We start from the raw sequence: 25,732 nt of genomic DNA on the forward strand, positions 1-25,732 counted from the left end.
TTTGACATCGATCAATGGCAGCAACTCCTCAAAATCCTCCACTCGGCGGCCTGGCAAGGGCGCTCGTACAAGCCGGGAAACTCCAGGAGTCAGAGGCGGAACAATTGCTGGCGCAGGCACATAGCAACAAGACCTCGCTAATCGAACAAATCATCACCAGCCAGAAAGCCGGTGCGCTGGATATAGCCCGGTTTGTTGCGGATACCTTTGGCTACCCGTTGCTGGATTTGGCGGCTTTCGACGAAGCGCACATCCCTGTCGATGCGATAGACCGCAAACTGATTGCGACCCACAAGGTTATTCCGCTGAACAAGCGAGGCAATCGCCTTTCGGTGGCGATTGCTGACCCAACCAACCTGCGGGCGCTGGATGAAATCCGCTTTCAGACAGGGCTGGCGGTAGACCCCATTGTCGTTGAGCAATCAAAGCTTGCCCCGCTTGTTAGCAAGTACGCTGAATCTGCTGCGGACGCGCTCAAGAGTTTTACCAGCGAGGACATCAATCTTGATTTTCTTGACGAAGAGGCCGTCGCCAAAGCAGATGAAGCGGCAGGCCAGGACATTGATGACGCACCGGTCGTCAAATTCATCCAGAAAATGCTGCTTGATGCCATCAATGATGGGGCATCGGACATCCACTTCGAACCTTACGAAAAGTTCTACCGAATCCGTTTCCGGGTCGACGGCATTCTGCGTGAAATAGCCACGCCGCCGCTGGCGATCAAAGAAAAAATCGCCTCGCGCATCAAGGTAATTTCCCGCCTGAACATCGCCGAAAAGCGTGTGCCACAAGATGGCAGAATGCGCTTGGTTCTTTCGAAGAATCGCGCTATCGATTTTCGTGTCAGCACCCTGCCTACCTTGCAAGGCGAAAAAATCGTCATGCGTATTCTCGACCCCAGTTCGGCAACGCTGGGCATCGAGGCTCTGGGCTACGAACCGGAACAAAAGGCCGTGCTCATGGAAGCCATTGGCCGGCCCTATGGGATGATCCTGGTAACCGGCCCAACCGGTTCAGGAAAAACGGTATCGCTCTATACCTGCCTGAACATCCTGAACAAGGATGGCATCAATATTTCAACCGCTGAAGATCCGGCCGAAATCAATTTAGCCGGCATCAACCAAGTGAACGTTGATGACCGAGCCGGTTTGACCTTCCCTGTGGCGCTGAAGGCATTCCTGCGGCAGGATCCGGATATCATCATGGTTGGCGAAATCCGTGACCTTGAAACCGCGGAAATATCGATCAAAGCAGCCCAAACTGGCCACTTGGTGCTTTCGACGCTGCACACCAATGATGCACCACAGACACTGACTCGCCTGATGAATATGGGCGTTCCCATGTTCAATATCGCATCCAGCGTCCTATTGATCACCGCGCAGCGCCTTGCGCGCCGCTTGTGCACCTGCAAAAAGCCAATCACCATACCGGAACAGGCGCTACTCGATGCGGGCTACAAGCCTGAAGATCTGGATGGCTCCTGGACACTGTTCGGCCCAGGCGGTTGTGACCGCTGCAAAGGTACGGGCTACAAGGGACGGGTTGGCATCTATCAGGTCATGCCCATTTCCGAGGCAATGCAGCGACTTATCATGAGTGGCGCATCGGCACTTGATCTGGCAGTTCAGGCAAAAGTTGAAGGGGTTAAAGATTTGCGAGAGTCTGGACTACTGAAAGTAAAACAGGGCATGACGTCGCTTGATGAAGTGTTGAGCACCACCAACGCCTAATGAAGAAAAGGGAAAAATATGGCTACCGCCGCAAGATCTAAAGCCTCGGCAGTCAAGGAGAGCACCTTCCTGTGGGAAGGCAAAAACAAGGATGGCAAATCCGTACGTGGAGAAATGCGCGCTGCCAGCGAATCAGTCGTACAAACCACGATACGCCGGCAAGGTATCACCAATGCGAAAGTCAAGAAGGTCCGCTTCAAAACCGGGGGAAAAATTACCGATAAGGATATCGCCTTGTTCACACGCCAGCTTGCCACCATGATGAAGTCAGGCGTTCCGTTGTTGCAATCATTCGATATTGTTGGTCGCGGCCACTCCAACCCGGCCGTTGGAAAATTGCTCCTCGACATCAAATCGGACGTCGAAACAGGCAGCTCGCTCTCTCAAGCCTTCCGAAAGTTCCCGCTGCAATTCGATGCGCTTTACTGCAACCTAGTCGCGGCAGGTGAGCAGGCTGGCATTCTCGATACGCTGCTTGACCGATTGGCTACCTACAAAGAAAAAATCCAGGCGATCAAAGGAAAAATTAAATCGGCGCTGTTTTACCCAATTTCAGTCATTGTGGTCGCTTTTATCATCACTGCAGTCATCATGATCTTTGTGATCCCGGCCTTCAAAGACGTCTTTAAAAGCTTTGGTGCCGACCTGCCTGCACCAACATTATTTGTCATCGCAATTTCAGATTTTTTTGTTGCCTATTGGTGGGCCATATTCGGCGCCATTGGAATCGGGTTTTATGCCTTTTTCGAAAGCTGGAAGCGCTCGGAAAAGGTTCAAATGGCAATGGATCGCTTACTCCTCAGAATGCCAGTATTTGGCGACATAGTTCGCAAGTCGGTCATTGCCCGATGGACGAGAACACTGGCAACCATGTTCGCTGCGGGTGTGCCGCTGGTCGAGTCACTTGAATCAGTAGGTGGTGCGGCTGGCAACCATGTTTATAAAGTCGCCACACGACAAATCCAGAGCGAAGTATCCTCTGGCACCAATCTCACTACAGCAATGCAGAACGTCAATCTCTTCCCCAACATGGTGACACAAATGGTTTCCATTGGTGAAGAATCAGGGGCTCTCGACTCCATGCTTTCCAAAGTCGCCGATTTTTTTGAGGCGGAAGTGGATGATGCCGTAGAAGCTATGTCCAGCCTTATGGAACCAATGATTATGGTTATTTTGGGTACGCTTATTGGCGGTATGGTCGTTGCCATGTATCTGCCAATTTTCAAGCTAGGCTCTGTCGTCTAATGCTTCCGGAATCTTTGGGCGGCTTGGCGGTCGCCGCCGGGCTACTCGGCTTGTGCGTGGGTAGCTTTCTCAACGTGGTGATTCACCGTCTGCCAAAAATAATGGAGCAGGATTGGCTGGCACAATGTTCCGAATTAAGGGGAGAAACGGTGTCTGCTGCGGGAGAGCCGCTATCTCTGGCAAGGCCCCGCTCTCGCTGCCCCAATTGTGGGCATCAAATTACCGCGCTGGAGAACATCCCGATAATCAGCTATATACTGATACTAAAGGGGAAATGCTCTGGATGCGGCACCAGAATATCACCCCGCTATCCTATTGTAGAAACATTGACAGGACTGCTTTCCGCATACGCGGCCTGGCACTTCGGCCCCACTATACAAACGCTCGGTGCGCTTGTACTGATCTGGGCCCTTATTGCCCTATCTGGCATCGATCTCGACACCCAGCTACTGCCAGACTCTATTACCCTACCCTTGATCTGGCTTGGCCTTGGCTTCAATCTCTGGGCAACCTACACGGATATTTCGTCTGCAGTCACCGGAACGATGCTCGGCTACCTGGCGCTGTGGAGCGTGTTCTGGCTCTTCAAACTAGCAACCGGCAAGGAAGGGATGGGCTACGGCGACTTCAAACTACTCGCCGCACTCGGCGCATGGCTTGGCTGGCAAATGCTGCCGGCGATCATCCTGCTATCTTCAGTGGTCGGCGCTATCGTTGGCATCACACTTATCATTGCCACCCGCCACGGCCGAAATGCTCCCATTCCTTTTGGCCCCTACCTTGCCGCAGCAGGCGTAATCGCATTGTTTTGGGGCACGCAGATTACGCACAGCTACCTGAACCTGATTGGTTGAAAATTCGGGTGGTTAACCTGATATAGCCAACCAAGACTCTCAGTTATAATTCAAGGTTTTGGAGGACTCCCGTGCCGATTTACGAATATCGCTGTGACTCCTGCGGCTACCAGAAAGAACATCTGCAAAAGATGAGTGACCCGCAGCTCACCACTTGCCCGGAGTGTGGCAAGGATAGCTATTGCAAACTACTCTCTGCCGCAGGCTTCCAGCTCAAGGGCAGCGGCTGGTACGCCACTGACTTCAAGGGCGGAGGAAAGAAAGCCGAAGCATCGCCTCCCTGCCAGACAGGGGAAGGATGTAGCTCACCATGCGCGGCCAACTAATCAAACGCTATTTCATCACTGGACTTCTGATCTGGGTCCCGCTGGTCATCACGGGCTGGGTATTATCGATGATCATTAGCACCCTTGATCAATCGTTGCGACTGCTCCCCGTGGGCATGCATCCGGAACATCTCGTAGGATTTGCCATTCCGGGGGCAGGCGCCGTATTGACGCTCGCCATGATCCTGTTCACCGGCTTGCTTGCTGCCAATTTCATTGGCCAAAAACTTGTCGTTTGGTCGGAAAAAATATTAGCGCGTATCCCCGTCGTCAATTCCGTCTACAACAGCGTCAAGCAGGTTTCCGACACGCTTTTTTCTCCTAACGGCAACGCCTTTCGCAAGGCACTGCTTGTTCAGTACCCCCACCAGGGTTGTTGGACAATTGCTTTTCAGACAGGGCAACCTGGTGGTGACATTATCAATCACCTCTCTGGTGCACACGTCAGCGTGTACGTTCCGACAACACCGAATCCGACATCCGGTTTCTTCCTGATGTTCCCAGCAAAGGATGTCATCGAGCTCGAAATGAGTGTCGACGAAGCGCTCAAATACATTATCTCGATGGGCGTCGTCGCGCCACATCCACACCCTCGAGTCATTACCAACACCTGAATCAACCGGAAAGCTTCATGCGTACCCATTATTGCGGACAACTCAACGCCTCCCTAGACGGGCAAATCGTCACCCTGTGCGGTTGGGCTCATCGCCGTCGCGATCACGGCGGCGTTATCTTTATTGATCTTCGCGACCGCGAAGGCCTGACACAGATCGTGTGCGACCCGGATCGGGCCAGCTCCTTTGCCATCGCCGAATCCGTCCGCAACGAGTTCTGCCTGAAAATTACGGGCAAGGTACGTCCGCGCCCGTCCGGCACGACCAACGCCAACCTGGCCTCTGGCGAGATCGAAATTCTTTGTCACGACATCGAGATTCTGAACCCCTCCGTAACACCACCGTTCCAACTCGATGAAGACAACCTCTCCGAGAACGTTCGCCTTTTGCATCGCGTGATAGATCTACGTCGCCCACAGATGCAGAACAACCTGATGCTGCGCTACAAAACTGCCCGCGCCTTCCGCCGCTTCCTCGACGACAATGGCTTCATCGATATCGAAACGCCGATGCTGACGAAGTCGACACCGGAGGGGGCTCGCGATTATCTTGTCCCAAGCCGCGTCCACCCAGGCCAGTTCTTTGCCCTGCCGCAATCGCCGCAACTATTCAAACAGTTACTGATGGTCGCCGGTTACGACCGCTATTACCAAATCGTCAAATGCTTCCGCGACGAAGACCTGCGCGCGGATCGCCAACCTGAATTTACCCAGGTCGATATCGAGACTTCATTCATGAGCGAGGCCGAAATTACCGCGCTGATGGAAAAGCTGATCCGAACGGTTTTCAAGGAAGCCATCGACGTTGATCTGCCGGAATTCCCGCGCATGACGTACGGCGAAGCCATGCACCGCTTCGGCTCCGACAAGCCGGACCTCCGTGTAACGCTTGAACTAACCGAGGTCACCGATGCCTTCAAGGACGTCACCTTCAAAGTCTTCGCCGGCGTTGCCAACAGTGAAGGTGGCCGCATCGCCGCTATGCGCATTCCGGGTGGCGCTGCGCTGACTCGTGGCGAAATCGATGCGTACACCCAGTTCGTTAGCATCTATGGTGCCCGCGGCCTAGCCTACATCAAGGTAAACGACGTTACACAGCTCAACGAAACGGGCCTGCAGTCGCCGATCGTCAAGAACCTCTCGGAAGCCTCGCTAAAAGCCGTCATCGAGCGCACCGGCGCCCAGTCCGGCGACCTTATCTTCTTCGGCGCCGATAAAGCCAAGATCGTCAACGACGCCCTTGGCGCGCTGCGCATCAAGATTGGCCACGAAAAGGGTTTCGTTACCGGCGCCAAATGGGCACCGCTGTGGGTTATCGACTTCCCGATGTTCGAGTACGACGACGAGAACAAACGTTGGACCGCCTGCCACCATCCATTCACCAGCCCGAAGGACGAGCATCTCGACCTGCTGACGACCGACCCTGGCAAGTGTTTGGCCAAGGCTTACGATCTGGCGCTGAATGGCTGGGAACTTGGCGGAGGCTCGGTACGTATCCACCGCTCAGACGTACAGGAGAAAGTCTTCAGCGCCCTGAACATCGGTCCTGAAGAACAACAAGCCAAGTTCGGCTTCCTGCTCGATGCACTAAAGTACGGCGCGCCACCACACGGCGGTCTGGCCTTTGGCCTGGATCGTATCGTCACCATGATGACCGGTGCCGAATCAATTCGCGATGTTATTGCCTTCCCGAAGACTCAGCGTGCCCAGTGTCTGCTCACTGATGCACCATCAGGTGTTGATGAGAAGCAGTTGCGTGAATTGCACATCCACCTGCGTCAAAAGGTGGAAACCCAAGTCGAAGTCAGCCCCTCCTAATCCGCCATGAAATACTGGATGCGCTTCCTGATCATTGCCATATTGGCGACAGGAAGTGCATTCGGCATGCTGCTCGACCGAAGCAGCACATCTGATTGGGTATCCACTGCAGATTTGCCACGAGAAGCTCGGCAAACTCTGGTTCTGATCAAAAATGGCGGACCGTTTCCTTACAGTCGTGATGGCATTACCTTCGGCAATTTTGAAAGGCGGCTCCCGGTCCAGCAGCGCGGGTATTACCACGAATACACGGTCAAAACCCCTTGGCGAAACGACCGCGGCCCTCGCCGTATCATTTCTGGGCAACGTGGTGAGTATTACTACACAGACGACCACTACAGAACGTTTCGGCGCATCACGGAATAGGAATAGCGATGAGCCTTGCCTTGTTGAAAAACTCTGATTTATCAGGAGTGTATTTTCTCCCAGCCCCGCGCCGGGCTGCGATTGAAGCGGCTTGTCATCGTCTGCATTTCAAAGCGCTGACGGCAGATATTGCCGAATACTCAAGCGCTGAACAAGTTCTGTACCAACTGGGTTCTGCACTCGACTTTCCAATCTGGTACGGCGCCAATTTTGATGCGCTCTTCGACTGCCTTACTGATCCAGACTGGCTACCAGCCAAAGGCCATGTCCTGCTGGTTTGTGGATTTTCCAGATTGCGCACTGCCGACCCTGATGATTTCGCCAGGCTTATTGAGGTGTTTAAAGCGGCAGCCGAGGCCCGTCGTGATATGCAGTCTCCCTTGTGGATTTTGATTGACTCCCCGGCACGGGGTGTTACGACTTTCCCCGAGGCATGACCCCCCCCAAGCAGCCGGTATCAGTTCTAGTCGTCATCTACACTGCGGCACTCGATGTGCTTTTACTGGAACGCGCAGCTCATCCCGGATTTTGGCAATCGGTGACCGGCAGCCGTGAAGGCGATGAAATACTGATAGACACTGCACGCCGTGAAGTACTCGAAGAAACGGGAATTGATACCGCCAGTGGCGTGCTTTCCGACTGGCGAATCACCAATACGTTCGAGATATTCAGCGAATGGCGGCACCGCTATGCGCCAGGCATCACCCACAACGACGAACACGTTTTCAGCCTGAAACTGCCGCAACGCCAAGAGATTCGTACCGCACAGGATGAGCACCGGGACTGCGTCTGGGTGCCTTGGCTAGAGGCTGCTCAACGCTGCTTTTCGTGGAGCAATCGTGATGCGATTCTGATGCTGCCACAACGACGCCATTCGGGGACTTGAAGCCGCCCAAACGCCTCCTATATTGGTTGCAGGAAAGTTTGATCAACCAAGGAGGTAACCATGGCAAATATCACTCGAGTCGACCCATTCGACGATCTATTCCGCGGTTTTTTCGTTCGCCCCATTGATTTCAACAACTCCCCGGCACAAGCACCGTCGATCAAAATTGATGTGAAGGAACGAGGAGAGAACTACTTGGTTCATGCCGACCTTCCTGGTGTCAAGAAAGAAGATATCCATGTCATCATCGACGGCAATCAGGTAGCCATCAGCGCCGAAACGAGGCAGGCAAAAGAAATCAAGGAAGGCGATCGCTTGCTTCGCGCCGAGCGTTACATAGGCAAAGTCTCCCGTTCCTTCCAACTTGAACAGGACATCGACGATGACAAGGCGGCGGCGAAATTCAATGATGGCGTACTCGAACTAACCCTCCCGAAACGCACCACCAGCGCGACAAAACGCCTGAATATCGAGTGACGTTTTGACCCCAAGCAAAAAGGCCGGACCCCGTTCCGGCCTTTTTCTTTGTACAATCCGCGGCGATTCCACTTGGAGCCCGCCATGAGCATCGAAAACCTGTCCCCCGGCACCAAGGCCGCCGTTCTGGCCGAAGCCCTACCCTACATAAAACGTTTCCACGGCAAGACCATCGTCGTCAAATACGGTGGAAATGCGATGACCGATGAACACCTGAAAAGCTGTTTCGCCCGTGACGTGGTTCTACTTGAACTGGTCGGCTTCAATATTGTCGTCGTGCACGGTGGTGGCCCGCAGATCGAAAACCTGCTCGGGCGCGTTGGCAAGAAGGGCGAATTCATCCAGGGCATGCGCGTTACCGACGCCGAGACCATGGAACTGGTCGAAATGGTACTCGGTGGCCAAGTCAACAAAGACATCGTCAACCTGATCAATCAGCATGGCGGCAAGGCGGTTGGCCTGACCGGCAAAGATGGCAACTTCATTCGTGCCAAAAAGTTGATGCTCGAAGACAAGGACCATCCAGGCGACCTGATAGACGTCGGCCAAGTTGGCCAGATTACTTCGATTGACCCCTCACTGATCGATCACCTCGACAAAGGCGCCTTCATCCCGGTCATCGCCCCGATCGGCGTAGGCAAGGACGGAGAGACCTACAACATCAATGCAGACGTCGTCGCCGGCAAGATTGCTGAAGTCCTCAAAGCCGAAAAACTGGTGCTGCTGACCAATACTCCGGGCGTACTCGACAAGGAAGGCAATCTGATCACCGGCATCACGCCGAAGCAGATCGATGACATGGTCGCAGACGGTACGTTGTCCGGTGGCATGTTGCCAAAAATTGGCTCGGCGCTTGATGCTGCCCGCAATGGCGTCAAGGGGGTGCATATAATCGACGGTCGAGTCGAGCACGCACTGCTGCTTGAAATCCTGACCGACCATGGTGTCGGCACGATGATCAAGTCGTACTGAGTCACCCCGGAGCAGGCGTGACGCAAAGGCGAGCCACGGACAGTTCTGTAGCACGACAAGGCAAGGTCCACGAAGTCAGGCGTGTTCCGGCGGGTCGCGTCTGGCTGTTCGATCTGGACAACACGCTTCACAACGCAACCCCCAATATTTTTCCCCACATCAACCGCTCGATGCGCGAATACATCGAGCGTCACCTTGGTGTCGACACGCACGAAGCCAGCCGCATCCGACAAGATTACTGGGTGCGCTATGGCGCCACCTTGCTCGGCCTGATGCGCCACCATGGAACCGACCCCCGGCATTTCCTTTGGGAGACGCATCAGTTTCCCGACCTGAAGCGCATGGTGGTCTTCGACAAGCAATTGATTCATCAATTGCGCCGCCTGCCCGGCCGCAAGATTATTTTCTCCAACGCGCCCAGGCATTACGCCGATGCCATCCTCGACATCACCGGATTGGGCGCGTGCTTCGATGCCGTTTACTCAGTAGAAAATGTGCGTTTTCAACCCAAGCCCATGATGGCCGGCTTCCGTGCCCTGCTACGCGCGGAACACCTCGACCCACGCCGCTGCATCATGGTCGAGGACAGCCTGCCAAATCTGGTGACTGCCAAAAAGCTGGGCATGAAGACCGTGTGGGTGAGTACTGGCTTACGTCAGTCACCCTTTGTTGACGTTAAAATCCGTTCGGCAACACAACTATCAAAATTCTACGGTCGACTGGAAATTTCAGCCAAAAACGAAATTTGAGGAGGGGTCCCATGGCGACAAAACCGGGTGAACGTCGGCTGCAAATTCTGCAAACGCTGGCCGCAATGCTGGAGACCCCGAAAGGGGAGAAAATCACCACCGCCGCCCTCGCTGGCAAGCTCGAATGCTCAGAAGCCGCCCTCTACCGTCACTTCGCCAGCAAAGCCCAGATGTTCGAAGGCCTGATTGAATTCATCGAGCAAAGCCTGTTCAGCGTCATCAACAAGATCACCTCGGAAGAAACAGAAGGCTTCAAGCAGATCGAACAAATCATTGGTCTGCAACTGCGCTTCGCGCAAAGGAATCGCGGCATGACCCGGGTCCTGATCGGCGACGTACTGGTTAACGAAAACGAACGCCTGCAACTCCGCATCAATGCCTTGCTCGACAAGATCGAAGGCGCCATGAAGCAAGCCTTGCGCATCGCCGCCACGCAGGAAAACCTGAAGCCCGATGCCGATTTCGGCGCACTGGCCAACTTGCTTCGTTGCTATGTCGTCGGCCGATGGGAACAATATGCCCGTAGCGGCTTCAGCCGCGAGCCGCTGACCCAATGGCCACAGCAATGGCCGATGCTCTACTTCGCCTGCCTGTCACAATCCGGCGCACCGGGTGCCTGAATAACCAAAGGGCGGCCATGGCCGCCCTTTCTATCACCGAAAACGTATCCCCTTTTCAGCCCTTGAGATACTCTGCAGCATCCAGCGCAAAATAGGTCAGGATGCCATCAGCGCCCGCGCGCTTGAAGGCCAACAAGCTTTCCAGCACGCAAGCCCTTTCGTCCAGCCAGCCATTCTGCGCCGCAGCCTTCAGCATCGCGTATTCGCCGCTGACCTGATAGGCATAGGTCGGCACCTTGAACTCATCCTTGATACGACGAACGATATCCAGATACGGCATGCCCGGCTTGACCATGACCATATCCGCCCCCTCTTCAAGATCCAGCGCCACTTCGCGTAGCGCCTCGTCGCTATTGCCCGGGTCCATCTGGTAGGTGTATTTATTGCCTTTACCCAGATTACTCGCCGAACCGACCGCGTCGCGGAACGGACCGTAAAAGGCAGAAGCATACTTGGCCGAGTAAGCCAGAATTCTCGTGTAAATCTGGCCGGCACCTTCCAACTCGGAACGAATGCGGGCAATCCGACCATCCATCATGTCTGACGGCGCCACCACATCAGCACCCGCCTCGGCATGGCAAAGCGCCTGCCTGGCGAGCACCGCCAGCGTTTCGTCATTGAGCACATAGCCGGTATCGTCAATCAACCCATCCTGACCATGGCTGGTATACGGATCGAGTGCCACATCGGTGATCACGCCAAGCCCGGGAAACTCTTGCTTCAAGGCTCTAATGACCCGCGGTACCAAGCCATGCGTGTTGTAGGCTTCTTCCGCCCCCAGCGACTTCAGCGAAGCATCGATCACCGGAAACAACGCAAGCGCGGGGATACCAAGCTTTACGGCACGCTCTGCCGTTTTCAGCAGCACATCCAGCGACTGGCGCTCAACACCTGGCATCGACGAAACGCTCTCGATGCGCCCTTCACCTTCGAGAACAAAAACCGGGTAGATGAAGTCATCAACCGTAAGGACCGACTCCCGCATCAAACGGCGAGAAAAATCATCACGCCGCATACGGCGCATCCGGGTCCCGGGAAAACCACCGCTAACAACAGCCATGCTTCAACCTCAATTGATTAATCACCAAACAATTTTTCACTGGAAAGGAACTTCTTGCATTGACGTACGTCACAGTCCCAAGACGGCAAATGCTGTCTCCCGCTTCACCTCCCTGAGCGGGCGCCTTGACACCGTTAAGGCTTTTTGGCCCCCGGACCCCCCTTATCCGGGGGCCCTTTGTTTTCTTTCTGCTTCATTTCAATCTCCAGCCAATTCGCCAGAACGCCCTCTGCCTCCTCCACGCCCGTCTTTTTCAGGCTGGAAAAGAGCTGGACGGAATACAGTTCAGCGTCTCCCCAAGTCGCCACTTCCGCTCTCACTGAGCGCAGCGCCTTGGTCTGTTCCTGCCGGCTCAACTTGTCAGACTTCGACAGCAGAATATGAATCGGCCGACCGGTTGGTCGAAACCAGTCAATCAGCCGTAAATCCAGATCAGTCATCGGCCGGCGAATATCCATGATGACCACCAGACCAGCCAACGGACTCCGCTTACTCAGATACGGGCCAATCAATCCTTCCCATTGCGAACGAATCGCTTCCGGGGCCTTCGCATAGCCATAACCGGGCAAGTCGACAAAATATTTTCCATCCGCCAGGGTGAAATAATTCAGATGTTGGGTACGGCCCGGCGTTTTGCTGACATAAGCCAGCCGCACCCGCCCCGCCAAAGTATTAATGGCTGAAGATTTGCCTGCATTTGAGCGACCGGCAAAGGCGACTTCGCGAACGGAGTCTTGCGGCAAGTCGCGGAGATTGGCGACAGTTGTAAGAAAAACGGCCTGTTGAAACAGAGGCATAAAAAACTCGGAAGACCCGCCAAGCGGGCGGAGAACTAATATAGAATAACAGGTTTGTAACATCCGTTCCGGCCAAAGCGCCCAAAAACGCGCACTAGGAGTTCGAAATGATCCGTACAGCGGCAATGGCAATTCTTCTTGCTACCAGTTTCGTCACCCACGCTTCCGAGGAAGCGTCAGCAAAAGCTGACCCCGCCAAGGGCAAGGCCATCGCTGAAACCGTCTGTGTTGCCTGTCATGGCGCCGATGGCAACAGTCAGGTTTCTGCCAATCCGATCCTGGCCGGGCAGGTCGAGGAATACATCTACAAGCAGTTGAAGAATTTCAAGCCAGCCGGTGACAAGCCGGCAGTGCGCAACAACCCGATTATGGCTGGCATGGCTGCAGCGCTGTCCGATGAGGACATGAAAAATGTCGCCGCCTGGTTCTCCAGCCAAAAGCAGAAGCCGGCAGCTGCCAAGGATGAAAAGCAGATTGCGCTGGGTCAGAAAATCTGGCGTCAGGGTGATTTCAAGAAAGGCGTTCCCGCCTGCGCTGGCTGCCACGGCCCGGCCGGTGCCGGCTTGCCCGCCCTTTACCCACGCCTGGCTGGCCAATACCCTGAATACACCGAAACCCAGTTGAAGGCATTCCGTGTCGAAGAACGCGCCAACGATCCGGAAAAGATGATGCGCATGATCGCTGGCAAGCTTTCCGATGCCGAAATCAAGGCTGTTGCCGAATACGCCGCTGGTCTTCGTTAATACGCATATCACTCAAACAAGGCAGCTTAGGCTGCCTTTTTACTTTTCGCCCTTGGCACACCAAGCTGACGAGAATAGACTGAACGTACTGCATCCCAACAGAGTAGGAGATTAGATATGAAGACATTGAAGCAACTTCTGGCTGGCAAGGATCGCCCACTCGCAGTTGTCGCACCGGGCGATACCGTGTTTCACGCACTGAACGTCATGGCCAAACACGAAGTTGGCGCAGTGCTGGTACTGGATGGCGAACAGTTGGTCGGCATTTTTTCCGAACGAGACTACGCCCGGAAAATCATCCTGCATGGCAAGACATCCAAAGAGACCCTGGTTCGCGAAATCATGAGCGAAAAGGTTGCCTATGTAACCCCAGCCAGCACGATTGATGAATGCATGGCGCTAATGACCGAAAAACGCTTCCGCCACCTGCCGGTTTTAGATGCTGACGGTGGTGTTGTGGGCATGATTTCGATTGGCGACATGGTCAAGGAAACCATCAGTAACCAGAAGTTCCTGATCGATCAGCTGGCGCGTTACATCGCCGGTTGAAATGTCAGGCAACAACAGCGCTCACTTCCGCATTCTCGAAGATATTGCCCGCGACCTGTCGGGCGATGTCAATTTCCCGACGTGTCTGGATGCGGCCATACTCGTTCGCAATACCCTGAAAGATCCTTTTGCCAATCTAGCGCAAGTGGTTCAGGCTATTGGCGTTGAGCCGCTGATTTCCAGCAAACTGCTACGCCTAGCCAACTCTGTTAGCCATAACCCCTTTGGTGAGCGGATTTCGGATCTTGGAACGGCGATTGGGCGGCTGGTTTTTGACATTGTTCGCACGACTTCACTTGCCGTGGCTATGGACCAGATGTTGAAATCAAAGAATCTCGTTGCCTATGACCGAATTGCGCGCGAGTCTTGGGAGCACTCTGTACAAGTTGCTGCCATCGCCCGGGTGCTGGCTCGGCATCTGGGTCGCGTTAAGCCTGACGAGGCGATGATGGCCGGACTAGTGCACAACATTGGCGTGTATTACTTGCTATATCGTGCCGCGGAATATCCGGAGTATCGCAATAACGAGTCGGCAATGATCGAACTCCTTTCCGGTTGGCACGAAGGCATAGGCGAGAGTCTTCTGTACATCCTCGGGGTCCCGACCTCCATCACTGAAGCCGTGCGCGATCAAAGTTTATTGCGCAACGTTGAGACGCCATGCACAGTCAGTGACATTCTGTATTTCGCCATCCTTCTCGCCGGCAACGATCTTGCTTGGCAGGCCAATTCGATCACCGAGGATGAAGCGGTTGCACATGAAGCCAATCTGGCGAGATATGCAGACATCCTGATAGAGGCGGAGGAAGATATCGCCGACCTTCGGGCCGCGCTCGCTGCCTGATCGCCTTTGGCGACGGATTTTTTGCCCCTTAGGTCGAGAACCTCTGATGACAAGTCCTCCGTTGCAAACGCTTTCTCATTCAAAGATATCTTCTAACCATCCTCACTGTAGCGGCAAAAGCCCGCACTCAGGATCGGCCGTTATTTCGGCAAGCACCTTCGATCAATCTTGCCAACCATCTCCCAAACCTGTGTGCCAAGATGGATACAAGGAAAACGTCCTGACATGAATCGCAATCCCGATGCTCGCCACCTGAACCTAATCAAGGCTGCACTTTTCGCAGTTTGTCTAATGCCTTTCGGTCGCTTGCTTTGGGCTGCCTACACCGGTGATTTTGGCACCAATCCGGTTGAGTTCGTTCAGCGCAGGACAGGCACCTGGACCTTCAATCTACTACTGATCACCCTGTGCGTTACGCCATTGCGGGCTATGACTCAATGGCACTGGCTACTCCGCCTGCGCCGCATGCTTGGCTTATTTTGTTTTTTCTACGCGACACTGCATTTCCTGAGTTTCATTGGTTTTGACCATGCCTTTTCCATTGATGAAATCGCCAGGGATATCTTCAAGCGTCCGTTTGTAACTGTTGGTTTTGCTGCATTCCTGCTACTGATTCCGCTTGCTGCCACGTCGAATAATTGGGCCGTTCGACAACTGGGCGGCCGCAAGTGGCAGGAATTACATCGAAATATCTATCTGATCAGCATTCTTGCATGCGTGCATTATTTCTGGCTGACCAAGGCTAGCGCCTTGCTGTGGCCGCTGGCCTATGCCATCGCCGTGGCATTCTTGTTGAGCTGGCGAATTCGTGAGCGCAAACGCAAGGCAATTCCGGTGCCGCAATTTCAGTCGACCAAGCCGTTGAAATTCTTCAAGCAAAAGCCAGAATAATTCAGGATTTTCGCGGCAGATCGAAACGAATGATGGCCCGGCCGTCCTGAGTCTGCTTGGGCGCAGCCTTCCAGGCATGCCCGTAAATCACTTCGAATGTCGCTGGCAGCTTGCCATCCTTGCGCATGGCTTCATAGGTAGCCCGACCCGCCGCCCACGAGAGGCGCCCGGTCAGACTGTGCCGCCTGGCCTTCATGGCGCAGGAAGAGCCTGCGGCGCGTAGCTCGGCAAACAGGGCATCAAGGTCGTCATAGGTTAGCGTGATGGTCTCCATGTCCATCACCGGATCGGCAAATCCGCAACCGACGACCATATCACCCAGATCATGCATATCCGCGAAGCGTTGGGTGTGGGCGTAGCCATCCGCAAACGATGAGCGCAGTTCTTTCAGCGTATCCGGCCCCAGTGTGGAAAACATCAGTAATCCGCCAACGTCCAGAACGCGATGCGCTTCGGCCAAGGCCGGGATCGGATCATCCAGCCAGTGCAACAGCAGATTGGACCACACTAACGCGGTCGACCGGGATTTCAGCGGTAAATTGGAAGCATCGGCGGCCACACGAAGCGGCTCGGAACGCTTACCGAGACCAAGCCAGCGTTGCCAACCAAGGCGCGGAACACGGCCCGCGGAGAGCATGGCTGGTACGACATCCAGTCCGATCAGATCAGCATCCGGGTAGCGCGTCGCCAGTCCGGAGAAACTGCCGCCTCGGCTACAGCCCAGATCGAGAACCCGTTTGGGCTCAAGCGTGACGAAATCAAGTCGCTCTTGCATCCGGCGATCGATCTCCCGTGCGAAAAAGTCGCCGTCACCATAGGTGTCGGCGACTCTGGCGAAGCGTCGACCGACATGCTGCCGGTCGACGAAACCTGCATGAGGACTGGCTGTGCTCAAACGGCCTTGACGCCGATGCGGGCAAACAAGGCATCGTCGCGGTCGACATCCGGATTATCCGTGGTCAGCAGGCGATCACCATAAAACATCGAATTGGCACCCGCCAGGAAGCAAAGCGTCTGCAGTTCGTCGCTCATTTGCTGGCGACCGGCCGACAGGCGAACCCATGAGCTGGGCATCATGATGCGGGCGGCTGCAATGGTACGCACGAATTCGAAAGGGTCGAGACGGTCATTGTCAGCCAGCGGCGTCCCGGGAATCGGGACCAGATTGTTGATCGGCACGGATTCCGGCGCCTTGGGCAGATTGGCCAACTGGACAAGCAGACCCGCGCGGTTCTTGCGTGATTCGCCCATGCCGATGATGCCCCCCGAACAGACATTGATCCCGGCATCGCGCACCTGTTCGAGCGTGTCGAGGCGGTCATCATGCGTGTGCGTCTTGATAACCTGACCGTAAAACTCCTTGTCGGTATCAAGATTGTGGTTGTAATAATCGAGACCGGCTTCCTTCAGTTTTTCCGCCTGACCATCCTTGAGCATGCCCAGCGTCACGCAGGTTTGCATGCCAAGCGCCTTCACTTCGCGAACCATGTCGAGCACGCGGTCGAGATCGTTGTCTTTCGGCCCTTTCCAGGCAGCGCCCATGCAGAAGCGGGAGGCGCCCTTGTCCTTGGCGGCCTTGGCGGCAGCAACGACCTCATTGAGCGGCATCAGGCGTTCGCGCTCGGTATCGGTATCGTAACGGGCCGACTGCGAGCAGTAACTGCAGTCTTCGGAACACCCGCCGGTCTTGACCGAAAGCAGCGTCGAGCGTTGAATGGCATTCGGATCGAAATTCTCGCGATGAACACCTTGGGCGCGCCAGATCAAATCCATAAGTGGCAACTCGTAAAGCGCGATCACTTCCGCAACCGTCCAGCGATGAGCCGGGACAGACGGGGAAGCAGACGAAACAGCGGCGACAGCACTAGCTTGCATGAAAGACCTTGCGTGAAAAATGCTATGAAAATCAGATACGAAACGCACCGGTAATTATGGATTATCACGGACGCTCTGGTTCGATGTCAATTTTACCCCAGCCCGACAGACTCAAACGACTCGGCCGACAATTCCTGAACGCGACGCTCCCGGCCAGTTGCCTCCTGTGCACGGCTGACAGTCAGGGCGAACTGCTCTGCCCGCCCTGCGCCGACGACCTCCCTCGCCTGCCGGCCACGCTGTGCCCGCGATGCGCCACGCAAACCACCCACGGCGAGCGTTGCGGTGCCTGCCTCCGCGAGCCGCCGAACTTCGACCGAACGCTGTCGCTCTATCAATATGATTTCCCGATCGATCGAATTGTTCATGCCTTGAAATATGGTCATCAACTCGCCGTGGCCAACTGGAGCGCCCGACGACTGGCCGAGCGATTGGGCGCTGACGACTACGATTGCCTTGTTCCATTGCCGCTACACCCTGAGCGCCTGCGCGAACGCGGCTTCAATCAATCGGCCGAGATGGCGCGACATTTGGGAATTTTCCTGAAATTTCCGGTTGACCGCAGCAAGGTCCTGCGCACTCGCCCCACGCCACCACAAGCCGCGCAAGAACTCAAGGATCGTCATCGCAACGTGCGCGGTGCCTTCGAGTGTCGCGCCGACTTTACCGGCCAGCGCCTATTGCTGATCGATGACGTCATGACCACGGGCGCCACCGTTAACGAATGCGCCCGCATCCTCAAACTGCATGGCGCGGCATCGGTCACCGTCGCCGTCATCGCCCGTGCGCTAAAGCACTGAATCCGTGCTCTAATTCGCCCCCTTGACCGTTTGAAAGCCGCCGCGTGTTTGCCGTCGTTCTCTATCAACCTGAAATCCCGCCCAACACGGGCAACATCATTCGCCTGTGCGCCAACACCGGCGCCGAACTGCATCTCGTCGAGCCTCTCGGTTTTGACATCACGGACAAGGGCTTGCGCCGGGCCGGCCTGGATTATCACGAATACGCCCGTGTCGTTCGGCATACCGACTGGAGCACCTGCAAAACGGCCTTGGCCGGACGTCGGCTGTTCGCCATGACCACCAAAGGCACAACCAGCCCCTTCAGTACCGTATTGCAAACGACCGACGTTTTTGTTTTTGGCCGCGAAACCAGCGGCTTGCCGCCCGACGTGCTCGCCGAGTTTCCGCCGGAACAGCGACTTCGCCTGCCAATGCAACCAGGGCAGCGCAGCCTCAACCTCTCGAATGCCGCCGCAGTTACGGTGTTCGAAGCCTGGCGCCAAGCCGGCTTCGCTGGCTCGCTTTAAGCCGGCATTTAAGCCAGCTCTTCCTTCGGGTCGCGCGCCATCAATTGTTCAAGTGCGTCCGCCGCTGAAAGGCGACCATCGAGCACCGCTGCCACCGCAGCACTGATCGGCATGTCAATCCCGAGCCGGCTGGATAGCTGATCGACTTCACGGGCGGTATAAACGCCTTCGGCCACATGCCCCAACTCGTCGAGAATCTGCGCCAAGGATTTGTCATGCGCCAGCGCCAGACCGACTCGGCGATTCCGTGACAAATCCCCGGTACATGTCAGAATGAGGTCACCCATACCGGCCAACCCCATGAAGGTCTGGCGGTTGGCACCCAGCGCCAGACCAAGACGGGCGATTTCGGCAAGACCGCGCGTCATCAGCGCCGCCCGTGAATTCAGACCAAGGCCCAGCCCGTCGCAAACACCGGTCGCAATCGCCAGCACGTTCTTGACCGCCCCCCCCACTTCAACACCAACCAGATCGTCATTGGCGTAGATACGCAGACGCGTCGTGTGCAACTGGCGAGCCGCTTCGCGAGCAAATGCCGGATCGTTGGCTGCCAGTGACACTGCCGTTGGCTGGCCTGCCGCTACCTCTTCAGCAAAACTGGGGCCAGACAGGGCGCCGCATACCGCCTCGACGCCCAGCACGTCAGCCACCACCTGATGCGGCAGCTTGCCACTACCAGCCTCGAAACCCTTGCACACCCACAGCACGGGCAGCGCACATCCCAGCGTTTTCAGGCGCTCAAGGGTGGGGCGCAAACCGGCGATCGGCGTCGAGACAATCAGCAATTCGGCATCGGCCACCGCGGCAGCGAAATCCGTCGAAACAAGCACTGATTCCGGCAACTTGTAGCCCGGAAAAAAGCGATGGTTTTCGCGAGTAGCCTCAAGATCAGCCGCCACATCGTCTTCTCGCGACCACAGGGTCAGTTCGTGCTTGCCTGCAAACGCAATCGACAAGGCCGTTCCCCAGGCACCGGCACCCAGCAGTGTGATTTTCATAAGCCCCAGACCTGCGTCGCGCGAATGTAACCAACAGCACCATCGCGATGGCGAACCTTGACCCAGCCGGGCGCTGCCGACTCGACAAAGTCCACCGCAACCCATTTTTCCAGCTCGAGAATCACCGGCGACTCCGGCTTGTCCGACTGACGAATTTCGCCAATCGGCGCGGTCACTACCAACGTCCGGCGCTCCGCAAGATTGCGCGACTCAATCCAGGCCAGGGTTCCCTCGGCATCACGCACCTTGAACCAGCCTTCGACCTTCACAACCACTTCAACCGGCGTCTGCGCCTTGATCAGGTACAGTTTCTTGCCCTGCTGCGACGGGGCATCGTAAAGGATGGCCGCCGGCACAGTGACCGAACGATAATCGATGGCCAGCGCTGCTCCGGCAACGCTGATCAGCGACAGGGCGACAAGGGCGCGGCGCCACATGGTCATTTTACTGAATGGACGCGTCGGCCGGCGCGCCAGCCTGCTCTGCCTGCTGCAGACGCTGCATGTACATGCCTTCGAAGTTGACCGGCTGCAGCACGATGGGCTGGAACCCCGCGCGGCTGACTGCATCAGACACCGCTTCGCGGGCATACGGGAACAGGATGTTCGGGCAGGCGACGGCGATCAGCGGCTCGATCTGCTCTTCCGGCACATTCTGGATACGGAAGATGCCGGCCTGGCCAACCTCCACCAGGAAAACCGTCTTGTCGCCCATCTTGGCAGTGACAGTCACGGTCAGCACGACTTCATAGACGCCTTCACCAACGGCACGGCCAGCGGTGTTGAGCTGGATCTCGACCTGTGGCTGCTCGCGCTCGAGGAAGATTTCCGGAGCGTTCGGCACTTCGATCGACAAATCCTTGACGTAGAGCTTTTCAATACCGAAGACAGGCTGTGCGTTTTGTTCCATGGTTCTCTTTCAAAAGTTGAATGGGTTGAATCAGCCTTCGAGCAGCGGCTTCAGTTCGCCGGCAGCATCGAGGGCATAAAGATCATCACAGCCGCCCACATGGGTCTCACCGATGAAGATTTGCGGCACTGTACGCCGCTTTGTTTTCTGCATCATTTCATCGCGACGTTCCGGATCGAGATCGACGCGAACCTCTTCGATGTCCGTCACGCCACGCGCACTGAGCAATTGCTTGGCGCGCGTGCAATAAGGGCATACCGCCGTCGTGTACATCAATACATGAGCGCCCATTTACTTCTTGCTCCCCTTTTTTACCGGGTAACCCGCACCGACCCAGGCGTCTACGCCGCCCGCGAGGTTATGCAGCTTTTCGAAGCCGTACTTCTGCAGCTCGGCACAGGCCTTGTTCGAACGCATACCCGAGGCGCAACAAACAATGATCGGCTTGTCCTTGAACTTCTCAAGCTCGCCGATGCGGTCAGCCAGCTTGCTGGTCGGGATATTTTTTGCCTCCGGCAAGTGCCCCGCGGCAAACTCATCGGCCTCACGCACGTCGAGAATATGCGCATCCTCGCGGTTGATCAACAGCGTGGCCTCGACCGGACTGACGCTATTGCCTGATGGACGGGAGACCAACTGCCAAACCAGTGACAAGCCGCTGACCACCACCAGCCCGATCAGCAGAACATTCTGGTTGATAAACTCCATCGGCATCACTCAGGCTCCTTCGCCACAAAAGACTTCCCGCATCATGCTGACGAGCTGCAATGTGCGCTGATCGCCTACCCGGTAATAAACACGGTTGGCATCCTTGCGGGTCACCAACACACCCTTTTCGCGAAGGATGGCCAAATGCTGGGAAATATTGCTCTGCGACGTCCCGACCGCATCGACGATTTCCTGAACACAAGCCTCTTGCTCGCCGAGTACGCAAAGAATTTTCAGACGTAGCGGGTGGGCGATGGATTTCAGCGCACGAGCAGCCAGCTCGATGTGCTCTTGCTTTTCGATCAGACTGAAGGAAGGCGTTTCCAAGATAAAACCTCGATATCGATGAATGGCGCATTATAAAATAGCGTTTTGCGTTTCGCTTGAACGAAATCACTCCACGATGACAGTTGGACACGCCCGGCTCGGTATGCGCAGGCTCCAGCGCACCTGCCAAAGGCTGACGGTGGCGCTGATTGCCGCCGTTTTTCTTGGCACGCCGCTGGTTAGCGCGAAGTCACGCACTCCCCAAAAAAAATCCGCGGAATCGGTCGCATCACCCGATATTGCCGAAAAGCAGGCCGACCTGGGGGAGCTACGCAGCCGAATCGATGGCCTGCGCAAGGAATTATCGAGCAGCGAAGAAAGCAAAGCCGACGCTGGCGACCGTCTACGCGAAGCTGACCGCCTAATTTCTCTGATGGAAAGAGAACAGCGCGCACTGAACGACTCCCGCGGTCAACTGGAAAAAAAGCTCAAAAATCTGGAACTGCAGTCACAAGAACTCAGCGCCACATTAGGTCAGCAGCAAACGCAGCTGGAAAAGCTGATCTATAAACAATACCTGCGCGGCACGCCGGATTCACTGCAACTGCTGCTCAACGGCAACGACCCGAACGAGATGGCGCGCGATCTGCACTATTTTTCTGCGATCGCCCTGACCCGTGCCGACATGATGGGCGAGATCAACGCCAACCTCGCCAAGAAAAAATCCCTCGCGGCCGATGCCAAGGAACGCAGCACAGAGCTCGCCGCAATCGAGGCGGAGCAACAAAAACGCCATGCCGAACTGCAAAAGCAACGGGAAGAACGTCAGAAACTGTACGCCCAAATTTCCAGCAAGGTAAACGCCCAGCGCAAGGAAATCGGCAATCTGCAGCAAAACGAAAAACGCCTGACCGGCCTGATTGACCGCCTGTCCAAAGCCCTTGCCGCACAAGCCGCCCGCGCAGAAAAGGCGGCCCGCGCCGAGAAAGCTGCCCGCATTGCCGAGGAAGTACGGGCTGCCAAAGCTGCGGCGCTCCGCAAGGAGCGGAAGCAAGTTGCCAGCGACGACAAGGAACCCGTCCGCCCGGCGCCCGCCACGGAGCCAAGTCGCCCGAAGACCGCCGACACCGAAAACCACTACGAGCCCGTTGCCAGTGACGGCAGTTTTGCCCGCCAGCGTGGCCGACTGCGTCTGCCGACACGCGGCGCGGTGTCCGGTCGATTCGGCTCACCACGCGACGGCGGCGGCACCTGGCGCGGCCTCTTCATCAAGGCTGGTCGCGGCAGCGAAGTCAAGGCCATTGCCGGTGGCCGCGTCGTCTTCGCCGACTGGATGCGCGGATTCGGCAATTTGCTGATCGTCGATCATGGTGACGGCTACCTGTCGATCTATGGCAACAATGATTCCCTGCTCAAGCAAGTCGGCCAGGCAGTAAATGGCGGAGAAATGGTGGCGACTGTCGGCAACAGCGGGGGCAATCCGGAATCCGGTTTATACTTTGAACTTCGCCACCAAGGGCAACCGATCGACCCGATGAAATGGGCCAGCTTGAAATGAGCAAAACGAAAACCATTAGCTTGACCGTTGGCGCTTTTGTCGCCGGCGCATTGATCAGTCTGAACTTCCCGGCCATGGCCGACAAGGAAGCAAAGCCCGGGCTGCCTATTGACGAGTTGCGCACCTTTGCCGAGGTGTATAGCGCCATCAAACAGGGCTACGTCGAACCGGTCGAAGACAAGAAGATGATCACCAATGCCATTTCCGGCATGTTGTCCAATCTCGACCCGCATTCCACCTACCTCGACGCCGATGCCTTCAAGGATCTGCAGGTCGGGACGCAGGGCGAATTCGGCGGACTGGGTATCGAAGTCGGCATGGAAGACGGTCTGGTCAAGGTCATCTCCCCGATTGAAGACACCCCGGCCTATCGCGCCGGCGTCAAGGCAGGCGACCTGATCTTCAAGCTTGACGAAACCCCGGTCAAGGGGCTGACCCTGTCCGATGCCGTCAAGAAAATGCGCGGCAAACCCAAGACACCGATCAAGCTGTCAATCATTCGCAAGGGTGAAACCAAGCCGATCGAACTGACCCTGATGCGTGAAGTGATCAAGGTCCAGAGCGTCAAATCCAAGCTGGTTGAACCGGGCTACGGCTGGGTGCGCATTACCCAGTTTCAGGAAAATACGGTGGTCGAACTGGCCAAGCACCTGTCGACGCTCTACAAGGATGGCAACAAGCTCAATGGTCTGGTTCTCGACCTGCGCAACGACCCGGGTGGCCTGCTCACCAGCGCCATCGGCGTTTCCGCTGCCTTTCTCTCTCCGGACGTGACGGTCGTTTCCACCAATGGGCGCACGGAAGATGCCAAGCAGGACTTCAAGGCCCGGCCACAGGACTATCTGCGCGGCACCAAGGAAGACCCGCTGAAATCCATGCCGATTGAAGCCAAGAAGGTCCCCATGGTCATTCTGGTCAACGGCGGTTCTGCCTCGGCGTCCGAAATCGTGGCAGGCGCCTTGCAGGACCACAAGCGTGCCATCATTGTCGGCACCCAAACCTTCGGCAAGGGCTCGGTGCAATCCGTGCTGCCGCTGCCAAACAACACCGCCATCAAGCTGACCACCGCCCGTTACTACACGCCGGAAGGCCGCTCCATTCAGGCCAAGGGCATCACGCCGGATATCGTCGTTGAGGAAACCGCCAACGGTAATGGCGGCGGCATGCGCCTGCGCGAAGCCGATCTCGACCGCCACCTGTCCAATGACCGCGACAAGGAAGCCAACAAGAACGACGCCAAAGCGCCCGCCAAGACACCGGCCAAACCGGTCAAGGACAAAAACGGCAAGGATGAAGGCGACGAGGATGTGCCACAACGGATGGAATATGCCACCAAGGGCGACTACCAGTTCCAGCAGGCACTGAATCTTCTCAAGGGCCTGCAGATCATGCAGAATAAAGCCCAATAGATTACCGAGCAGGAGGGATGATGGCTGATACAGATCTCAAGAAAAACCGGGAGATATTGTTCGCCAAATTCCCACCCGGCCAGGTGCCAGAAGCGGCCGATGACCTGCAGCACATGGAAGCGGTCGAGGTGCAGCCCAAGTACGAAAAGCGCTCCCTGGGGGTGGGTTATGACCTTCAGCAACATACCTTGCGCGAACTCGACGAGCATCTGGTCGACAAGGGGTTTCATCTGGACAACACCCTGCTTTCAAAGCTGACCCGGGCGCTGATCTACTACGTTGAAGAAACCCAGCTTCACAATATCGGCGCGCCGGAAAAGCGTCTCAAGCGCTCCGCGTCCGAAGGCTACGTTCAGGCCTGGGAACAGCACCCGCACGGCGACCACGACGACACCCCGCCGGAGTGGCGCGAATATAAGTGACGGACGAGCAGCTTCTCCGCTATAGCCGCCATATTCTGCTGGACGCTTTGGGCATCGAGGGTCAGGCACGCATCCTGAAGACCCATGCCCTGATCATTGGTGCCGGCGGCCTCGGTTCGCCAGCAGCACTCTACCTGGCATCGGCCGGCGTCGGAAAAATAACACTGGTCGATGATGACACCGTCGATTTCACCAACCTGCAACGGCAAATCCTGCACACGCAGGCTCGCGTCGGCATGGCCAAGGCTGAATCCGGCCGACAAGCGCTGAACGCCATCAATCCGGAAATTGAAATCGTGCCGCTGCAGCGGCGCCTATCCGGCACCGCCCTTGATGCGCTGGTAGCAACGGCCGACCTTGTCCTCGACTGCACGGACAATTTTTCCACCCGTCACGCCATCAACCGCGCCTGTGTTCATCATCGCAAGCCGCTGGTATCTGGCGCGGCCATTCGCTTCGATGGCCAGATCAGCGTCTACGATTTGCGCAGCGAGGATTCGCCGTGCTATCACTGCCTTTTCCCCGAAGGCGAGGATGTCGAAGAGGTCCGCTGTGCGGTGATGGGTGTCTTTGCCCCGCTGACCGGCATTATCGGCACCATGCAGGCGGCGGAGGCGCTGAAGCTGGCGGCCGGCATTGGCGAATTGCTGAGCGGTCGCTTGTTGTTGCTTGATGCGCTGACCATGGAATGGCGCACCGTCCGCTTCAAAAAAGATGCCGGGTGCGCCGTGTGCGGC

Annotated in this window: 32 protein-coding genes and 1 pseudogene; 23 read left to right on the forward strand and 10 right to left on the reverse strand. The window is 56.3% G+C overall.

Features of this window, described 5'->3' with window-relative positions:
* The first annotated feature begins 14 nt into the window (after positions 1-14).
* The 13 genes from pilB to slmA all read left to right on the forward strand — a co-directional run bounded on the left by pilB (position 15) and on the right by slmA (position 10,656).
* A complete protein-coding gene (gene pilB / locus IPJ12_06315; protein MBK7646765.1) occupies positions 15-1,730 on the forward strand; it encodes a type IV-A pilus assembly ATPase PilB in 1,716 nt (571 codons plus the stop codon).
* Between the two features lie 18 nt (positions 1,731-1,748).
* Complete coding sequence (locus IPJ12_06320) at positions 1,749-2,975, forward strand: type II secretion system F family protein (protein ID MBK7646766.1); 1,227 nt, start codon at positions 1,749-1,751, stop codon at positions 2,973-2,975.
* Positions 2,975-3,829 carry a prepilin peptidase gene (locus IPJ12_06325; GenBank protein MBK7646767.1) on the forward strand — a complete coding sequence of 285 codons (855 nt, stop codon included), beginning with the start codon at positions 2,975-2,977 and terminating at the stop codon, positions 3,827-3,829. Before IPJ12_06320 ends, IPJ12_06325 begins: the two co-directional genes overlap by 1 nt.
* Before the next feature lie 71 nt (positions 3,830-3,900).
* Positions 3,901-4,155: a zinc ribbon domain-containing protein gene (locus tag IPJ12_06330; protein ID MBK7646768.1), complete on the forward strand. Its 255-nt coding sequence runs from the start codon at positions 3,901-3,903 to the stop codon at positions 4,153-4,155.
* Positions 4,140-4,769: a DUF502 domain-containing protein gene (locus IPJ12_06335; protein MBK7646769.1), complete on the forward strand. Its 630-nt coding sequence runs from the start codon at positions 4,140-4,142 to the stop codon at positions 4,767-4,769. The genes IPJ12_06330 and IPJ12_06335 overlap by 16 nt, the downstream gene beginning before the upstream one ends.
* Before the next feature lie 17 nt (positions 4,770-4,786).
* Positions 4,787-6,586: an aspartate--tRNA ligase gene (gene aspS / locus IPJ12_06340; protein MBK7646770.1), complete on the forward strand. Its 1,800-nt coding sequence runs from the start codon at positions 4,787-4,789 to the stop codon at positions 6,584-6,586.
* Between the two features lie 6 nt (positions 6,587-6,592).
* Positions 6,593-6,952: a ribonuclease gene (locus tag IPJ12_06345; protein MBK7646771.1), complete on the forward strand. Its 360-nt coding sequence runs from the start codon at positions 6,593-6,595 to the stop codon at positions 6,950-6,952.
* Between the two features lie 8 nt (positions 6,953-6,960).
* Positions 6,961-7,389: a barstar family protein gene (locus tag IPJ12_06350; protein MBK7646772.1), complete on the forward strand. Its 429-nt coding sequence runs from the start codon at positions 6,961-6,963 to the stop codon at positions 7,387-7,389.
* On the forward strand, positions 7,386-7,838 hold the full coding sequence (gene nudB, locus IPJ12_06355; GenBank protein MBK7646773.1) for a dihydroneopterin triphosphate diphosphatase: 453 nt from the start codon (positions 7,386-7,388) through the stop codon (positions 7,836-7,838). The genes IPJ12_06350 and nudB overlap by 4 nt, the downstream gene beginning before the upstream one ends.
* Positions 7,839-7,898: 60 nt before the next feature.
* Complete coding sequence (locus tag IPJ12_06360; GenBank protein MBK7646774.1) at positions 7,899-8,315, forward strand: Hsp20/alpha crystallin family protein; 417 nt, start codon at positions 7,899-7,901, stop codon at positions 8,313-8,315.
* A gap of 84 nt (positions 8,316-8,399) precedes the next feature.
* Positions 8,400-9,287: an acetylglutamate kinase gene (gene argB / locus IPJ12_06365; protein MBK7646775.1), complete on the forward strand. Its 888-nt coding sequence runs from the start codon at positions 8,400-8,402 to the stop codon at positions 9,285-9,287.
* 17 nt (positions 9,288-9,304) lie between these two features.
* The gene (locus IPJ12_06370; protein MBK7646776.1) at positions 9,305-10,036 is read left to right on the forward strand and encodes a pyrimidine 5'-nucleotidase; all 732 of its coding nucleotides are present in this window, start codon (positions 9,305-9,307) and stop codon (positions 10,034-10,036) included.
* 11 nt (positions 10,037-10,047) lie between these two features.
* On the forward strand, positions 10,048-10,656 hold the full coding sequence (gene slmA, locus IPJ12_06375; GenBank protein MBK7646777.1) for a nucleoid occlusion factor SlmA: 609 nt from the start codon (positions 10,048-10,050) through the stop codon (positions 10,654-10,656).
* 55 nt (positions 10,657-10,711) lie between these two features.
* On the opposite strand, the gene hemB is transcribed toward slmA, so the two are convergent.
* On the reverse strand, positions 10,712-11,716 hold the full coding sequence (gene hemB / locus IPJ12_06380; protein MBK7646778.1) for a porphobilinogen synthase: 1,005 nt from the start codon (positions 11,714-11,716) through the stop codon (positions 10,712-10,714).
* 134 nt (positions 11,717-11,850) lie between these two features.
* A complete protein-coding gene (locus tag IPJ12_06385; protein MBK7646779.1) occupies positions 11,851-12,513 on the reverse strand; it encodes a YihA family ribosome biogenesis GTP-binding protein in 663 nt (220 codons plus the stop codon).
* 107 nt (positions 12,514-12,620) lie between these two features.
* Here IPJ12_06385 and IPJ12_06390 point away from each other — a divergent pair, with 107 nt between their 5' ends.
* The 4 genes from IPJ12_06390 to IPJ12_06405 all read left to right on the forward strand — a co-directional run bounded on the left by IPJ12_06390 (position 12,621) and on the right by IPJ12_06405 (position 15,540).
* Positions 12,621-13,256 carry a cytochrome c4 gene (locus tag IPJ12_06390; protein ID MBK7646780.1) on the forward strand — a complete coding sequence of 212 codons (636 nt, stop codon included), beginning with the start codon at positions 12,621-12,623 and terminating at the stop codon, positions 13,254-13,256.
* A 117-nt stretch (positions 13,257-13,373) separates the two neighbouring features.
* On the forward strand, positions 13,374-13,805 hold the full coding sequence (locus tag IPJ12_06395; GenBank protein MBK7646781.1) for a CBS domain-containing protein: 432 nt from the start codon (positions 13,374-13,376) through the stop codon (positions 13,803-13,805).
* A 1-nt stretch (position 13,806) separates the two neighbouring features.
* Entirely contained in the window at positions 13,807-14,649 is an 843-nt protein-coding gene (locus IPJ12_06400; GenBank protein MBK7646782.1) for an HDOD domain-containing protein, read from the forward strand.
* Positions 14,650-14,874: 225 nt separating this feature from the next.
* A complete protein-coding gene (locus tag IPJ12_06405; protein ID MBK7646783.1) occupies positions 14,875-15,540 on the forward strand; it encodes a sulfoxide reductase heme-binding subunit YedZ in 666 nt (221 codons plus the stop codon).
* Position 15,541: 1 nt separating this feature from the next.
* On the opposite strand, the gene IPJ12_06410 is transcribed toward IPJ12_06405, so the two are convergent.
* Both IPJ12_06410 and bioB read right to left on the reverse strand, forming a co-directional pair.
* Positions 15,542-16,435, reverse strand: coding sequence for a methyltransferase domain-containing protein (locus tag IPJ12_06410; protein ID MBK7646784.1), 894 nt, complete (start codon positions 16,433-16,435; stop codon positions 15,542-15,544).
* Positions 16,432-17,415 (reverse strand): biotin synthase BioB, encoded by a 984-nt coding sequence (gene bioB, locus IPJ12_06415; protein MBK7646785.1) that lies wholly within the window; start codon positions 17,413-17,415, stop codon positions 16,432-16,434. The genes IPJ12_06410 and bioB overlap by 4 nt, the downstream gene beginning before the upstream one ends.
* Before the next feature lie 56 nt (positions 17,416-17,471).
* On the opposite strand from bioB, the gene IPJ12_06420 reads away from it, so the two are divergent.
* A complete protein-coding gene (locus IPJ12_06420; GenBank protein MBK7646786.1) occupies positions 17,472-18,215 on the forward strand; it encodes a ComF family protein in 744 nt (247 codons plus the stop codon).
* Positions 18,216-18,259: 44 nt separating this feature from the next.
* Positions 18,260-18,724, forward strand: a complete 465-nt coding sequence (locus IPJ12_06425) for a tRNA (cytidine(34)-2'-O)-methyltransferase (protein ID MBK7646787.1) — start codon at positions 18,260-18,262, stop codon at positions 18,722-18,724.
* An 8-nt stretch (positions 18,725-18,732) separates the two neighbouring features.
* Here the strand turns inward: IPJ12_06425 and IPJ12_06430 are convergent, their stop codons facing one another.
* From IPJ12_06430 to IPJ12_06455, 6 genes are read right to left on the reverse strand one after another with little or no spacing between them, the layout of a single operon-like run.
* Positions 18,733-19,722: an NAD(P)-dependent glycerol-3-phosphate dehydrogenase gene (locus tag IPJ12_06430; protein ID MBK7646788.1), complete on the reverse strand. Its 990-nt coding sequence runs from the start codon at positions 19,720-19,722 to the stop codon at positions 18,733-18,735.
* A complete protein-coding gene (locus IPJ12_06435; protein MBK7646789.1) occupies positions 19,719-20,165 on the reverse strand; it encodes an SH3 domain-containing protein in 447 nt (148 codons plus the stop codon). The genes IPJ12_06430 and IPJ12_06435 overlap by 4 nt, the downstream gene beginning before the upstream one ends.
* A gap of 1 nt (position 20,166) precedes the next feature.
* Positions 20,167-20,631 (reverse strand): protein-export chaperone SecB, encoded by a 465-nt coding sequence (secB, locus tag IPJ12_06440; GenBank protein ID MBK7646790.1) that lies wholly within the window; start codon positions 20,629-20,631, stop codon positions 20,167-20,169.
* A gap of 30 nt (positions 20,632-20,661) precedes the next feature.
* Complete coding sequence (gene grxC, locus IPJ12_06445; protein MBK7646791.1) at positions 20,662-20,922, reverse strand: glutaredoxin 3; 261 nt, start codon at positions 20,920-20,922, stop codon at positions 20,662-20,664.
* Positions 20,923-21,339 (reverse strand): rhodanese-like domain-containing protein, encoded by a 417-nt coding sequence (locus IPJ12_06450; GenBank protein ID MBK7646792.1) that lies wholly within the window; start codon positions 21,337-21,339, stop codon positions 20,923-20,925.
* A 9-nt stretch (positions 21,340-21,348) separates the two neighbouring features.
* Positions 21,349-21,666 carry a winged helix-turn-helix transcriptional regulator gene (locus IPJ12_06455; GenBank protein ID MBK7646793.1) on the reverse strand — a complete coding sequence of 106 codons (318 nt, stop codon included), beginning with the start codon at positions 21,664-21,666 and terminating at the stop codon, positions 21,349-21,351.
* Positions 21,667-21,742: 76 nt separating this feature from the next.
* Between IPJ12_06455 and IPJ12_06460 the strand changes: the two genes are divergently transcribed.
* The 4 genes and pseudogenes from IPJ12_06460 (at position 21,743) to moeB (ending at position 25,732) form a co-directional block, all read left to right on the forward strand.
* A complete protein-coding gene (locus tag IPJ12_06460) occupies positions 21,743-23,164 on the forward strand; it encodes a peptidoglycan DD-metalloendopeptidase family protein (protein MBK7646794.1) in 1,422 nt (473 codons plus the stop codon).
* Positions 23,146-24,573 (forward strand): S41 family peptidase, encoded by a 1,428-nt coding sequence (locus IPJ12_06465; protein MBK7646795.1) that lies wholly within the window; start codon positions 23,146-23,148, stop codon positions 24,571-24,573. The genes IPJ12_06460 and IPJ12_06465 overlap by 19 nt, the downstream gene beginning before the upstream one ends.
* Before the next feature lie 20 nt (positions 24,574-24,593).
* Positions 24,594-24,995 carry a hypothetical protein gene (locus tag IPJ12_06470; protein ID MBK7646796.1) on the forward strand — a complete coding sequence of 134 codons (402 nt, stop codon included), beginning with the start codon at positions 24,594-24,596 and terminating at the stop codon, positions 24,993-24,995.
* Positions 24,992-25,732, forward strand: a pseudogene (moeB, locus tag IPJ12_06475) (molybdopterin-synthase adenylyltransferase MoeB). The gene IPJ12_06470 and the pseudogene moeB overlap by 4 nt, the downstream one beginning before the upstream one ends.

The organism is Betaproteobacteria bacterium, assembly GCA_016709965.1.
Lineage (GTDB): Bacteria > Pseudomonadota > Gammaproteobacteria > Burkholderiales > Rhodocyclaceae > Azonexus > Azonexus amarohabitans.

Coding starts and splice junctions, on each gene's coding strand:
- IPJ12_06320 (MBK7646766.1), top strand. CDS start 1,749: ATGGCTACCGCCGCAAGATCTAAAGCCTCGGCAGTCAAGGAGAGCACC.
- bioB (MBK7646785.1), bottom strand. CDS start 17,415: ATGCAAGCTAGTGCTGTCGCCGCTGTTTCGTCTGCTTCCCCGTCTGTC.
- IPJ12_06450 (MBK7646792.1), bottom strand. CDS start 21,339: ATGGAGTTTATCAACCAGAATGTTCTGCTGATCGGGCTGGTGGTGGTC.
- argB (MBK7646775.1), top strand. CDS start 8,400: ATGAGCATCGAAAACCTGTCCCCCGGCACCAAGGCCGCCGTTCTGGCC.
- IPJ12_06405 (MBK7646783.1), top strand. CDS start 14,875: ATGAATCGCAATCCCGATGCTCGCCACCTGAACCTAATCAAGGCTGCA.
- pilB (MBK7646765.1), top strand. CDS start 15: ATGGCAGCAACTCCTCAAAATCCTCCACTCGGCGGCCTGGCAAGGGCG.
- IPJ12_06435 (MBK7646789.1), bottom strand. CDS start 20,165: ATGACCATGTGGCGCCGCGCCCTTGTCGCCCTGTCGCTGATCAGCGTT.
- IPJ12_06395 (MBK7646781.1), top strand. CDS start 13,374: ATGAAGACATTGAAGCAACTTCTGGCTGGCAAGGATCGCCCACTCGCA.
- IPJ12_06390 (MBK7646780.1), top strand. CDS start 12,621: ATGATCCGTACAGCGGCAATGGCAATTCTTCTTGCTACCAGTTTCGTC.
- IPJ12_06350 (MBK7646772.1), top strand. CDS start 6,961: ATGAGCCTTGCCTTGTTGAAAAACTCTGATTTATCAGGAGTGTATTTT.
- nudB (MBK7646773.1), top strand. CDS start 7,386: ATGACCCCCCCCAAGCAGCCGGTATCAGTTCTAGTCGTCATCTACACT.
- IPJ12_06470 (MBK7646796.1), top strand. CDS start 24,594: ATGGCTGATACAGATCTCAAGAAAAACCGGGAGATATTGTTCGCCAAA.
- IPJ12_06400 (MBK7646782.1), top strand. CDS start 13,807: ATGTCAGGCAACAACAGCGCTCACTTCCGCATTCTCGAAGATATTGCC.
- aspS (MBK7646770.1), top strand. CDS start 4,787: ATGCGTACCCATTATTGCGGACAACTCAACGCCTCCCTAGACGGGCAA.
- IPJ12_06465 (MBK7646795.1), top strand. CDS start 23,146: ATGGGCCAGCTTGAAATGAGCAAAACGAAAACCATTAGCTTGACCGTT.
- IPJ12_06460 (MBK7646794.1), top strand. CDS start 21,743: ATGACAGTTGGACACGCCCGGCTCGGTATGCGCAGGCTCCAGCGCACC.
- IPJ12_06385 (MBK7646779.1), bottom strand. CDS start 12,513: ATGCCTCTGTTTCAACAGGCCGTTTTTCTTACAACTGTCGCCAATCTC.
- IPJ12_06345 (MBK7646771.1), top strand. CDS start 6,593: ATGAAATACTGGATGCGCTTCCTGATCATTGCCATATTGGCGACAGGA.
- IPJ12_06360 (MBK7646774.1), top strand. CDS start 7,899: ATGGCAAATATCACTCGAGTCGACCCATTCGACGATCTATTCCGCGGT.
- secB (MBK7646790.1), bottom strand. CDS start 20,631: ATGGAACAAAACGCACAGCCTGTCTTCGGTATTGAAAAGCTCTACGTC.
- grxC (MBK7646791.1), bottom strand. CDS start 20,922: ATGGGCGCTCATGTATTGATGTACACGACGGCGGTATGCCCTTATTGC.
- IPJ12_06420 (MBK7646786.1), top strand. CDS start 17,472: ATGGATTATCACGGACGCTCTGGTTCGATGTCAATTTTACCCCAGCCC.
- hemB (MBK7646778.1), bottom strand. CDS start 11,716: ATGGCTGTTGTTAGCGGTGGTTTTCCCGGGACCCGGATGCGCCGTATG.
- IPJ12_06430 (MBK7646788.1), bottom strand. CDS start 19,722: ATGAAAATCACACTGCTGGGTGCCGGTGCCTGGGGAACGGCCTTGTCG.
- slmA (MBK7646777.1), top strand. CDS start 10,048: ATGGCGACAAAACCGGGTGAACGTCGGCTGCAAATTCTGCAAACGCTG.
- IPJ12_06335 (MBK7646769.1), top strand. CDS start 4,140: ATGCGCGGCCAACTAATCAAACGCTATTTCATCACTGGACTTCTGATC.
- IPJ12_06325 (MBK7646767.1), top strand. CDS start 2,975: ATGCTTCCGGAATCTTTGGGCGGCTTGGCGGTCGCCGCCGGGCTACTC.